The sequence below is a fragment of the Pseudoalteromonas sp. SWXJZ94C genome (assembly GCF_015864385.1).
Taxonomy (GTDB): domain Bacteria; phylum Pseudomonadota; class Gammaproteobacteria; order Enterobacterales; family Alteromonadaceae; genus Pseudoalteromonas.
The window spans coordinates 57520-70361 of the sequence record NZ_JADYXF010000003.1 but is presented as its reverse complement, the minus strand read 5'-3'; the positions used below and the strand labels follow the sequence as shown (position 1 = coordinate 70361).

General features: G+C 38.0%; 8 protein-coding genes. 6 read left to right on the top strand and 2 right to left on the bottom strand.

Annotation, left to right across the window (positions count from 1 at the left end; all coding sequences use genetic code 11):
- Nucleotides 1-17: 17 nt before the first annotated feature.
- Entirely contained in the window at nt 18-473 is a 456-nt protein-coding gene (locus I6F65_RS01885; RefSeq protein WP_197111253.1) for a PACE efflux transporter, read from the top strand.
- A 181-nt stretch (nt 474-654) separates the two neighbouring features.
- Here the strand turns inward: I6F65_RS01885 and I6F65_RS01880 are convergent, their stop codons facing one another.
- Both I6F65_RS01880 and I6F65_RS01875 read right to left on the bottom strand, forming a co-directional pair.
- On the bottom strand, nt 655-1827 hold the full coding sequence (locus I6F65_RS01880) for a putative zinc-binding metallopeptidase (RefSeq protein ID WP_197111251.1): 1173 nt from the start codon (nt 1825-1827) through the stop codon (nt 655-657).
- 68 nt (nt 1828-1895) lie between these two features.
- Nucleotides 1896-2663 carry an SHOCT domain-containing protein gene (locus I6F65_RS01875; RefSeq protein WP_166111424.1) on the bottom strand — a complete coding sequence of 256 codons (768 nt, stop codon included), beginning with the start codon at nt 2661-2663 and terminating at the stop codon, nt 1896-1898.
- Between the two features lie 759 nt (nt 2664-3422).
- Here I6F65_RS01875 and I6F65_RS01870 point away from each other — a divergent pair.
- The 5 genes from I6F65_RS01870 to I6F65_RS01850 all read left to right on the top strand — a co-directional run bounded on the left by I6F65_RS01870 (nt 3423) and on the right by I6F65_RS01850 (nt 12677).
- Nucleotides 3423-6734, top strand: a complete 3312-nt coding sequence (locus tag I6F65_RS01870) for a DUF2126 domain-containing protein (protein WP_197111250.1) — start codon at nt 3423-3425, stop codon at nt 6732-6734.
- Nucleotides 6735-6846: 112 nt separating this feature from the next.
- Entirely contained in the window at nt 6847-9366 is a 2520-nt protein-coding gene (locus I6F65_RS01865) for a circularly permuted type 2 ATP-grasp protein (RefSeq protein ID WP_197111249.1), read from the top strand.
- Nucleotides 9363-10241 carry a transglutaminase family protein gene (locus tag I6F65_RS01860; protein ID WP_024590933.1) on the top strand — a complete coding sequence of 293 codons (879 nt, stop codon included), beginning with the start codon at nt 9363-9365 and terminating at the stop codon, nt 10239-10241. The genes I6F65_RS01865 and I6F65_RS01860 overlap by 4 nt, the downstream gene beginning before the upstream one ends.
- 47 nt (nt 10242-10288) lie before the next feature.
- Nucleotides 10289-11743, top strand: a complete 1455-nt coding sequence (locus tag I6F65_RS01855) for a circularly permuted type 2 ATP-grasp protein (protein WP_166377603.1) — start codon at nt 10289-10291, stop codon at nt 11741-11743.
- A gap of 1 nt (nt 11744) precedes the next feature.
- A complete protein-coding gene (locus I6F65_RS01850) occupies nt 11745-12677 on the top strand; it encodes an alpha-E domain-containing protein (protein WP_007585221.1) in 933 nt (310 codons plus the stop codon).
- Nucleotides 12678-12842 lie beyond the last annotated feature (165 nt).

Sequence of the window (12842 nt, the reverse complement as noted above, 5' to 3'; positions counted from 1 at the left end):
GCATAAAGAGGTTGGTTATGAGTTCAAAGATGGGGGCGTTGGAGCGGGTATTACAGGCTATTTTATTTGAGGTATTAGCGGTAACGTTATCGATTATTGGTTTGGCTGTATTTACAGATCATGCAATATCGGCTTTATCGGGCACCATGATTATAATTGCAACCATTGCGATGTGTTGGAATTTTATTTTTAATTGCTTTTTTGACAAAGTAGCAACTGGTGCAAAAGAGAAGCGCTCATTATTATTTCGTATTTTTCATGTGCTTTTATTTCAAGGAGGATTACTCGTTTTTACCATTCCTGTAATGGCGTACATTTTAAACGTTGGCTTATGGGAAGCATTAATAATGGATATAGGCGTAACTTTTTTTATTACAGTTTACGCATTTGCTTTTAACTTAATCTATGATCATGTGCGAGCTAGTATTTTACAATCAAAAAAATTAGTACATACAAATTTGATTGATAGTTAGTAGAGCTTAATTAACTTAACTTTAGTTGTTTAAATTACCTAAAATATGATTTTATAAATCGTATTTACGTATTCATCTATACTAGTAAAATTTTTTAGATGCCACTTACCACGCATGAAAGAATCATGATGAGTGTAAGTGGCATGTAGATTTTTAACGGATTAAAATAACCGTCTTTAATTTACTTATTTTCTTGGCTCACCAAATCAGGCATTAAATTAAGCCTGTTATGGATAGCATGATGGATGAAAGATAACTTAGTTCGCACCGCTTGAGTAAGTACAAATGGGTAGGCATCGGCAAGTCCCATGCTGCGATTTAGTGAATTTAGAATGATCGAAAATTCCATCCAAGTATCTAAAATAGCATCAATCGATGTTTGTGAATTAAAGTAATAAGCACTTTGTGGCAATCGAAGCTCGTCTGCTTCATCTAATTCAAACTCATTACCTGTTGTTGAGCCTGTAATTGAAAAGTTTTTGGCTGTTTCTAGCGTATCGATAATATGCATGTAATGCGCCCATGTTTCTGCCCAGTCTTCATAAGGGTGCATAGTAGCGTATTCACTAATAAAGGTTTCATGCCAGTTAGCTGGCGCACCTTGCTTGTAGTGAGTATCGAGCGCTTGCTGGTAATCTAATTCGTCATCACCAAAATATTGCTTACATAAAGTATGTTTTTTTGGTGAATTTGCAATTAGTTGATCAAAATAATAATGACCAAGTTCATGGCGAAAATGACCAAGTAAGGTACGATAACGCTCGCCCATTGCTATTTTAGCTTGTGAGCGTGCTACGTCGTCTGCCTCGGCTAGGTTTATAGTGATATGCCCGCAATCGTGTCCTGTAAATACAACGTCTTGACCTATAATAGGGCTTACAAAGTGATCGCTTACGTTACGGTCTGCTATAAAATCGAAGCTTAATCCGCTTTCAGGTTCTTGAATCGTTGTATTTAAAGGGAGTGATAATGACTTTAATGTATACAAAGCGCGACGTTTTGCTGTTTCCATTTTTTTCCATAATGGAATATGTTCAACAATACTTAAATCGGGCACCGTTTCATTAAAGCGGCACGAAAAACACAGCACTTCGTCTTTATCGGCAACAGGTATAAATGTATCTAAATTAACCATGCCATTGCATACGTGATACTGAGCGTTGTTATCACATTTTTTATAAAAAACGTCAGGCGCTTCTGCTTTGTAAAACAGCCCCGATTGCTCATCGATTTCATACGGTTCAACTTGGTCGAACTCGTCGTCTATACCCACGGTTCTGCCACAAGCCAAACAATGGCTGCTTTCAAAAAATAAAATAAGTTGATCTGTGCAATTACATTTAAATGTTTTCATATGTTACCGAATAAAAAGAGACTGTATAAACCACTTTTAGTTAGCGTTATGCTATTTGAGGATAGTAGTTAAATCCTTTTTAATAGTTCAGACTTTTTAATATTAAATTCATCATCACTCAACGCATTAGAGTCGCGAAGTTGTGCCAGCTTTTCTATAATCTGAAGTGTTTCGTCTACCGAATATTGCGCTATTGTATTATTAACAGGTGCCTCAACTTGGTTTGGTGTTAATGATGCAAAATTCGGCTGCGTTACTTGCTGCGTAAAGTCTTTTTGAGGAGCCGGTGGCGTTTGTCCTGAAATTAATGGCAGGGTATTTACATTAATTGTCCCCCACTGACTGTTAAATGTAAGAGAGGTATTATTGCCTTGCTGTTGGCTGACTCCACCAATATTGTGATCTAGCGTGTCGTATACGCTCACTTGTCCATTTAATTCAACGGCTAAGCGATTAGGGAAAATAGCGTAGCGAATATTATTTTGCGCTCCACTACTGAATGGGCTGCCTAAATTACCTGGCCACCATTGATTGCTGCCAGGCGTTCCTGCAGGAATAACCGGAAATATTTGATTATTATTTAATACATTAGCGAGTTCGTTGCATAAGTTATCAACGGTTGATTTTAAACCGTTGTTAAACATATCGCCAACCATAGTCATCCCGCCACGCATCCACTGGCCAGAACCACCAAGCTCTGGACAATTAAACTGAGCCATAGAGCCACCGCCGTTATTAACGCTTACTAACATGTGTAGTACTGCATCGTGGCTGAGGTTATAACGAGATGCTATACCATTAACTAAGTTTTCACCGACATCCGTTAGCTTTTGCATAAGAAAATATCCTATTAGGTAGATTGGGTTGATTTAAAAAATCTGAAAATACGCTAGTGCTGCATTACCTTTAGCATTGATGATAATGAAAAATTAACAGGTTAGTGGGATGTGTTGGTCTTTCAAATTGGACGTGTTCTGTTTTGTCTGAAATTAAAACACACCGCTGCAAAACTAACCTTTAAAACAAGCATCTTTGTAATAAAAGTTGCTTGTTTTATCTCATCGAGATTGTTAGTTTTGCTGTAACGTAAGCGGTTAAAAATCGATCTAGTATAGCACCGTTACTTACTTTAACAGCAGCTTTATTGTGAACTATTTCTTACTATTTAATGATTATTTTTAATGATTTTTAAACTATAAATAAATACTTTTAATTATACCCGTTTAGCGTTATAAATAACGGAGTAAGTATTTTAAAAAATTAACATTATTTGTTTTATTTCAATATTTTAAATTAACTAGTTTTAATTGTAAGTTATTTTCAAGCACTATTTTGGTGCATTATCTGCACCATTAAAAATCTAAAATTGATGGTATAAATTACACTAAGTTTAATATTTACAGAGTTGGTGTGTTTTTTCTATTAATTTGGTCAAAACCTTTATGCATGGCGTTGCTTTGTGTATGAGTCGGCAAATGGATGAGGAGCACTAATTTATAAGTTTGCTGGTATAAAAATTGCACAAGTTGAATTAGGCCAAGTAATATTTTTTAGCGTTATATTGTGGCTATACATTATTAAAGGGGAATTAATAGATGACAATTACAGTTGGAATTTCGCACCATACTCAGTATAAATACGATCGGTCAGTCAATATGGGACCGCATATATTCCGATTACGTCCAGCGCCACATAGCCGTACAAAAATTAAAAGTTATTCTTTAAAAATAGTTCCAGAAGATCACTATATAAATTGGCAACAAGACCCTTTTGGTAATTACCAAGCGAGGGTGGTGTTTAACAAGCCAACTACCGAATTTAGTTTTACAGTTGATTTGGTCGCCGAACTAACGGTTATTAATCCTTTTGATTTCTTTTTAGAAGATTACGCCGAAAATTTCCCATTTGTTTACGATGCAATTTCAAAGTCAGAACTCACTCCTTATTTAAAAAAACGCAAAGCCAGTCCAAAATTTAAAGAATTAATTGAATCTTTAAACCCTAAAGAGCCGCTTAGAAGCGTTGATTTTTTAGTGGCTGTTAATCAAGCTATTTATGAATTAGTAGGTTATGGCATCCGGCTAGAACCCGGTGTGCAAACGGCAAACGAAACAATAAGTAAAAAAACAGGTTCGTGTCGTGATTCCGCTTGGTTGTTAGTACAACTGTTTCGTCATTTAGGGTTAGCATCTCGATTTGTATCGGGCTACCTAGTACAGCTAACCTCAGATCAAAAATCACTAGATGGTCCAAGTGGTCCAGAAGAAGATTTTACCGATTTGCATGCATGGACCGAAGTGTACATTCCGGGTGCAGGTTGGATAGGGCTTGATCCTACCTCGGGTTTATTTGCTGGTGAAGGTCATATTCCATTGGCGTGTACGCCAGAGCCAAGCTCGGCAGCGCCGGTGACAGGCGGTATAGACGACTGTAAATCTGAGTTTAGCTTTTATAATAAAGTAACGCGTGTACACGAAGACCCACGTGTTACTAAGCCGTATTCTGAGGCGCAGTGGGCAGCAATTAATCGCTTAGGTCAGCACGTTGATAATGTTTACAACGAAGAAAACATACATTTAACCATGGGTGGCGAGCCTACGTTTATTTCTATCGACGATATGGAACATCCTCAGTGGAATACTGACGCCGACGGTAAAGAAAAAAGAATATTAGCTCAAAATTTATTTGTAGAAATGAATAAAGTATACACAAAAGGTGGCTTTACTCATTACGGACAAGGTAAATGGTATCCGGGTGAGCCATTACCACGTTGGCAATACGCATGTTATTGGCGCAAAGATGGTGAACCTTTATGGCAAGATGCCGCGCTATTAGCCGATCCTAATAAAGATTATAAATTTGATCATACCGATACTAAAAAGTTTGCTGATAAACTGTGTGACTCACTGGGTCTTGAAACCAAGGCACTTACTACGGCTTATGAAGATATTTTATATCACATGTGGCAAGAAGCCTCATTACCTACCGAAATAAAGCCAGATCAACCAGAACTTCTCCATGCAATGAGCCGAAAAGGCTTTTTAGCTAAAATGGATAAAGGCATAGAAAAGCCTGTTGGCTATGTTCTACCTTTAAAATGGAACGATAGTAAAAACTGTTGGCAGTCGTGTACGTGGGAGTTTAAACGGGGTCATTGTTTTTTATTGCCGGGTGAATCACCACTTGGTTATCGCCTACCTTTAGACAGCCTTGAGTGGAGCGGCAATATTATTGACCGCGACCCGTTTGATATTCCAGAAAATTTTACCAAAGCTAAAAAGCTTAAAAAGGGCTTTATTGGTAAAGAAATGGTTAAAACTGCGCTTGTAATGGAAGTGAGAGAGGGGTGTTTATATATATTTATGCCACCAACAAGTCATTTTGAACATTACATGGGTTTAATAAGTAGTATAGAGAGTGTAGCAAAAGAACTTAAAATGCCGCTTGTTATTGAAGGCTATAGCCCACCTAAAGATAGCCGCGTAGAAAAATACGCTGTAACGCCAGATCCAGGTGTTATTGAAGTAAATATTCATCCTTCAACATCGTGGGATCAATTAGTCAGTCGAACCACAACGTTATACGGTTTAGCAAAAGAATGCCGATTAGGTACTGATAAGTTTATGGCAGATGGTCGCCATACTGGTACTGGTGGTGGTAACCACGTAACGCTTGGTGGCGAAACACCTGAGCAAAGCCCATTTTTACGCAGACCTGATATTTTAAGAAGTTTTATTACCTATTGGCAGCATCATCCTGGTTTGTCGTATTTATTTTCGGGGCTTTTTATTGGTCCTACAAGCCAAGCGCCGCGAGTGGATGAAGCCCGTGATGAAGTTTTATACGAGCTAGAAATTGCCTTTTCGCATATGCCCGAAGGTGAGGTGCCTGAACCTTGGTTAGTTGATAGGTTACTGCGTAATTTATTGGTGGATTTAACGGGTAATACACACAGGGCAGAATTTTGTATAGATAAGCTCTATTCACCCGACTCAGCCACAGGTCGTTTAGGGATTGTAGAATTTAGAGGCTTTGAAATGCCTCCACATTCACAAATGAGCTTAGTGCAAATGCTACTGTTGCGTACTTTACTTGCTTGGTTTTGGAAAAAACCTTACCACAAGCCATTAATACGTTGGGGTACAGAGTTACACGACAAGTTTTTATTACCACAATATGTAGAAAACGATTTAGCTGAAGTAAGCCGCGATTTACAACAAGCAGGTTTTCAATTTCAGTTAAGTTGGTTAAATCCATTTTTTGAATTTAGGTTTCCGGTATGTGGAACGCGAGAACTTGATAACGTTACACTTGAGCTTAGAACCGCAATCGAGCCTTGGCATGTACTAGGCGAAGAGGCAAGTGCGTCGGGTACGGCGCGCTATGTAGATTCGTCATTAGAAAGAGTGCAAATAAAAGTACAAGGAACAATGAGCGATCGCTATGTTGTAACGTGTAATGGTCGAAGAGTGCCGCTTAAACCGGTTAAAGGTAAAGCAAAAGATGAAATGGTCGCGGGTATACGATACCGAGCTTGGCAACCACCTACAGCGCTTCACCCAACTATTGGCGTACATGCTCCATTAGTTTTTGATTTAATCGATACGTGGGAAGGTCGTTCAGTTGGAGGCTTTGTATATCATGTGAGCCATGCTGGAGGTCGTAATCCTGAAACGCTACCGGTTAATGCATTTGAAGCCGAAGGGCGCAGAGTCGCAAGATTTTGGGAGCATGGGCATACACCATCGTTACTTGCATCAGCAGAACCAAGCTGGAGCCCATCGGCGGTTACGCATAGTTTTCAATCTGCGCAAAGCGCAAGTGAATACGTGGTACCTGATGAAGAAAGTAGTAATCCTGATTATCCAAATACCTTGGATTTACGCAGGCAGCCTAACTTTAAATAATAATTGATAGTTGTGTCATTCCACTTTGAAATTATTTAAAGTGGAATGACTAAATATTTTTAAAGCATCATTATTAACACGGCTATTTACTATAAATTGGAGCGCTTTCAGCTTGTATATTAACAATAACGCGATGCCGGAATTGCCTGAGTGGTTGTCTTTATACCTTGATAAATCACATGGACATGATGAACTAGCAAACCACAGTGGTTTAAACCCAGACCATTGGGATACTTTATTTAAGCGTTTAGCTAGTCTAACAGCAGATGATGTTAGTAGCCGCGCTACAGAAATTAGCCAATTGCTACAAAATGGCAATATTAAAAATGAAAGCAATAAGCAGTGGCACTTCGACCCATTGCCATTTATGTTATCTAAAGCTGATTGGGCATTGCTCGAAGAGGGAATAAAACAAAGAACCCTTTTATTAAATAAAATTCAGCAAGATATTTACGGTGACCAAACATTATTAGTCGATGGTCATATTCCTGCAAAGCAGCTTTTTCAAGACCCTAATTACTTACGCGAAGGTTTTAGTTTACCTAGCAACGAATTAACACTTTTTTTTACTGCATTAGATGTTTATCGCACGCCAACAGGCGAATTTAAAGTATTAAGCGATCATTGCCAGTGCCCGTTAGGCTTAGGGCTATTAATTAAAAGCCGTATTATTGCAAGGCGTGTAATGGCTGAAGAATTTGCCGAATGTAATGTTCAGCAAATTAAAGAATTTTTAAATTTATTCCAAGAGGGTATTAACGAATATACCCATTATATGGATGACCCACGAATTGTAATTCTAACCCAAGGAATTGATGACCCTAATTACAACGAGCATGCATTCCTATCTACCTACTTTGGCTACACATTAGTACAAAGCGCCGACTTAACCGTACGTGGTGGTGACGTTTGTTTAAAATCGTTACAAGGCTTGGGTAAAATTAATGTCATTTTACGCTGGGTTTCTGATCGTTGTATTGACTCTTTAGAGCAAACTGAATATTCACTTCATGGTATTCCGGGCTTATTACAATCGGTACGACAAGGGTCGGTTAAGGTTTTAAACCCGTTTGGTAGCGGTGTGCTTTCGTCACCTTCAATAAAGTGCAACTTAGAAAAGTTATCGCAGCAAATTTTAAAACAACCGCTGTTGTTAGGTGAGCCAAATTATTTAAGTGTAAAAGAAGCGCAATCCGTTGATTGGAATAACCTCGAACTACTATCTGCTATAGACCCTACACTCAAGTTAGATGGAGTGTTAGACGAGCAAGAAATAAAGCTACTTATTAGCAAAGAACCCGATAATTACTTTTTCCAAGAAAAACCTTCTTTTAGCAGTGCACCATTTTGGCATGACGGGCAATTAATCTCCAAGCCAGTGGTGTTTAGGTGTTATGCATTAACCACAGAAAATGGCGTAGAAGTACTTCCTTCAGCACTATGTTTTTCGAACGAAAAAAGTAACAACCCGAGAATATCTGGTTGGATCAAAGATACATGGATAAATACAGCCGATAGAGTTGATTTAGGCGAGCATAATCCACCGGTGCCAATTAGAAAAAGAATGGATGTAACGCTACTCGAAGGGGTTATTTCGAGCCGTACGGCTGAGCACCTTTTTTGGTTGGGTCGATACTTAGAACGCTGCGAAAATACCATACGTATATTGCGTATTTTTATAGACAAGTACACCGAATTTTCTGTTTACCCAGATTCAATACGAAAAAGTATAGTTGCACGGCTTTCTAATGCCATTAGGTCGCAATATATTGTTTATCCCTATATAGAACCTGATTTAAAACTAGATGGCATTGATGTAAATCTGTCTAAAGAAACTGCTTTTCAACTGCTTGCAGACGAGCAATGCGCTGGCAGTATTATTAATACATTAAAGTACATTGCAAATGCGTCGGTGCAAATTCAAGAATTACTATCTCATGATAGCCGCCGAATAATTGATGATATTAATGAGCAAATTAAAGTATTTAAAAATGTAAATATTAATATTCCAACGCGTGCAATGCAAAGCAGCCTAGATAGAGTTATAGGCTCAATTATGGCTTTTAATGGCTCGATTACAGATTGTATGCCAAATAGTAACGGCTGGTTTTTACTCGAAATGGGCAGAAGAGTAGAGCGTAGCTTACAAATAACATCACTAAGTGCGGCTTTATTAACCAAAGAGTTAGACGAGCCCGAAGAGCTTGGCTTACTTGAAGCAGTGCTAAGTTGCCAAGTTAGTTTAGTTACGCATAAGCGCCGATACAGAATGTATCAAACCATTGGTACAGGGCTTGAGTTATTACTTTTAGATGCTGAATACCCACGTTCTTTATTATTTCAGTTAGAGGAAATTAATAAGTTGTGTAAGCATTTACCCACAAAACGCAGACAAGGCGTAATTGCGGCACACGAAAAAGCAATTTTACTTTCTAAAACAAGTTGTTATGTAACTGAGAAAGATTACCTACAAAAAAGTGAAAATGGACAACGTAACCAGTTAATCGAATTTAACCATAATACGCGTATGAACTTAGATACATTTTGTGATGTATTACTACTACAGTATTTTTCTCATACCCAAACGGCAAATAAATTGAACTGGACTAATATTGAGCAAGCTCAATCGTGAAATATAAAATAAAGCACTCGACTACATACAACTATTCAGACTTTGTTAGTTTGTGTCAAAACCAAGCGCGATTAACGCCAAAAACGAATCGCGGGCAAATATGCCACAGTAGTCGTGTAGAAATTGAACCTACACCGACTTACTTACAAACATTTACTGATTATTTTAATAATCAGGTAACAGCGTTTGAAATAGCAATACAGCATAAAAAACTTAAAGTAACGATGATCAGTGAGGTAGAGCTGTTAGTCGGCGCTAATAGTAATTTAGAGAGTGTTGATATTGCATGGCGAAAAGTACGTGATTTATTGGTTAAACCAAATACGGCGGAGTTATTAAAAACGTCTGAATTTGTACTACCTTCACAACTTATTCCAATAGATAAAGGAATTAAGGAATACGCATTAATTTCGTTTGATGCACACAAAAATATAATTTCTGCATGCAAAGATTTAATGGCACGAATTTTTCATGAATTTCATTATGATCCTGGTTTTACAACGATTAGTACGCCTTTGAGCACTGTTTTTGCACAAAAAAGGGGCGTTTGCCAAGACTTTGCACACTTTGCGCTTGCATGCTTACGCAGCGTAGGGTTAGCAGGTCGATACGTAAGTGGGTACATAGAAACCATGCCGCCAGAAGGCGAAGAAAAGCTAGAAGGTGCAGATGCAACTCATGCATGGTTTGCGGTATTTGTGCCAAACTTTGGCTGGGTTGATTTTGATCCAACAAATAATGTTTTACCTCGCGATCAGCATATTACTCTAGCCGTAGGGCGAGACTTTTCTGACGTAACTCCTTTAAAAGGAGTGGTATTTGGTGGCGGTAGTCAATTGCTTGATGTAGCGGTTGATATGATTCGAATGGAATAGGCAGTTTAACTACGTCATATATTATGATGGATAAGGTGAAAGAGTGTATGAAAATTGATTGGAAAGCGTACCAAACAAATGGTTTCTTTGATGAATTAATTGATGCACAAGGAAACGTTCGATCGCATGGGACACAATTAGCACAATTTTTTGCTAATTTATCAGCAGAAGAATTAGTAAAAGCCAGAGCGGTTGCTGATTTAGCTATTAAAGAAATGGGTATTACTTTCACGGTTTACAACGAAGGCAATATGATTGATAGAGCCTGGCCGTTTGATATTATTCCTCGTACTATTGGTAAAAAAGAATGGCAAAGCGTAGAGGTTGGTTTAAAGCAACGTGTTGAAGCGCTTAACCTTTTTATAGATGATTTATACCACGACCAAAAAATAATAAAAGATGGTGTTTTTCCAAAAGGGTTACTAGAAAAATCAGTTAACTTTCGCCAGCAATGCGTGGGGATAAACCCGCCAAATAAAATATGGGCGCATATTTGTGGCTCAGATTTAGTACGCGATGGTAGCGGTACAATGTATGTGCTTGAGGATAACCTGCGTGTTCCTTCTGGTGTATCTTATATGCTTGAAAATCGCTCTGTAATGAAACGTGTATTCCCTGAATTATTTGAGCAAGTATCGATTTTACCTGTTGATGATTACCCTTCACAATTATTTGATATGCTAGCGGCAATGTCGCCTCGTCCACAAGATAAACCAGAAGTTGTGGTACTTACTCCTGGGGTGTTTAACTCCGCTTATTTTGAGCATTGTTACCTTGCCCAAGAAATGGGTTGCGAACTGGTAGAAGGGCGCGATTTAGTTGTTGAAAAAGATGACTGTGTATACATGAGAACAATCACAGGGCTACAACGAGTTGATGTTATTTATCGTCGTATAGATGATTTGTTTTTAGACCCAGAAGCCTTTTTACCAGAATCCCAACTTGGCGTTCCTGGATTAATGCGTGCTTGGTCTAAAGGTAATGTTGCTTTGGTTAATGCACCAGGCGCAGGTGTTGCTGATGACAAAGTAGTTTACGCCTATGTACCTGAGATGATTAAGTACTACTTAGGCGAGGAAGCTAAACTTGCTAATGTCCCAACGTTCAAATGTTTAGACCCGAAAGAATGCGACCATGTGATTAAAAATATCGATAAGCTTGTTGTTAAACCAGCAAATGAATCTGGCGGATATGGATTATTAATTGGTCCTAAATCGACTAAAAAAGAACAAGAAGCGTGTATTGCTCAAATTAAAGCGGACCCACGAAACTGGGTAGCTCAACCAACATTAGATTTATCAACAGTACCAACATTTGATGGTAATAAACCAGATGGTCGACATACCGATTTAAGACCGTTTATTTTATCATCAGGTAAAGATACGCAAGTTACCACTGGTGGATTAACGCGTGTTGCTATGGTTAAAGGCTCTTTGGTGGTTAATTCATCACAAGGTGGTGGCAGTAAAGATACTTGGATTGTTGACGAAGAGGCTAAATAATATGTTATCAAGAGTAGGCGAAACTTTATATTGGGTATCTCGATACATTGAGCGCGCGGAAAATGTAGCTCGTTTAATCAACGTTAACAATTTACTGATGATGGACTTACCCAAAGGCGTATGTACCGGCTGGGAGCCATTAATTGATATTATTGGTGTGCGTAAAGCGTATTCAGAAAACCATACTGATTTTACTGAACAAAAAGCATTAAGGTATTTGTTAGTTGGGAGTGATAATAGCTCGTCAATTTTAAACTCTATTACTTCGGCACGAGAAAGCGCGCGTACAATCCGCGATGTAATTCCGCGAGATGTGTGGGAAGAAATTAACTCTCTTTATTATTATGTAAAAGATAATCAAAAAGAAGGGATAACAAAGCGCGGACGTTTTGATTATTTAAAAAAGATTATAGATTCAGCCCATCAAATATTTGGGGCGTTAGATGCCACAATTAATCACGATCAGGGCTATGTTTTTATCCGCTTTGGTTCGATTATAGAGCGCGCAGACATGACATCGCGAATTTTAGATATTCGCTCAGCTACGTTAATTACTAATGAAGAGGAAGTGAAGCCATTTGATAATATTCAGTGGATCAGTTTATTGCGCTCATTAAGTGCTTATCAAATGTATCGCCAAGAAATGGGCGTTAGAGTACAGCGTGCTGATGTAATAGAATTTGTGATGCACAGCAAAGTATTCCCACGATCTATTTTATTTTGTATGAATGAATTAAAAGCATTGGTTTTACCTTTGCCAAACTCAACAGAAATTATTAAATCTATTGATGATGCAATTGTTGAGTTAGAAAATAAAGACGTACGAGTACTTAAAAATGGTCTGTTGCATGACTTTATCGATGAAATACAGATAGACTTAGCTGGAATACATAATGGACTAGCCGAGACGTATTTTTTAAAGCAAGCCGAATAAAATATATTTTAAAATGACTACTTAACCTGAACTCTGTTTGAAATAGATTTATTATTCAGAATTCAGGTTACTTAGCTTTTAGTAGTTATTTTTTTGATCAAATTTATTTATACTAATTCAAATATCTGCTTAATCAATCTTCACCTTCTCAGTCTTTGGTATCGT

Excerpts from the sequence above, each read along its gene's own strand:
- I6F65_RS01885 (WP_197111253.1), top strand. The coding sequence starts at position 18 with ATGAGTTCAAAGATGGGGGCGTTGGAGCGGGTATTACAGGCTATTTTA.
- I6F65_RS01880 (WP_197111251.1), bottom strand. The coding sequence starts at position 1,827 with ATGAAAACATTTAAATGTAATTGCACAGATCAACTTATTTTATTTTTT.
- I6F65_RS01875 (WP_166111424.1), bottom strand. The coding sequence starts at position 2,663 with ATGCAAAAGCTAACGGATGTCGGTGAAAACTTAGTTAATGGTATAGCA.
- I6F65_RS01870 (WP_197111250.1), top strand. The coding sequence starts at position 3,423 with ATGACAATTACAGTTGGAATTTCGCACCATACTCAGTATAAATACGAT.
- I6F65_RS01855 (WP_166377603.1), top strand. The coding sequence starts at position 10,289 with ATGAAAATTGATTGGAAAGCGTACCAAACAAATGGTTTCTTTGATGAA.
- I6F65_RS01850 (WP_007585221.1), top strand. The coding sequence starts at position 11,745 with ATGTTATCAAGAGTAGGCGAAACTTTATATTGGGTATCTCGATACATT.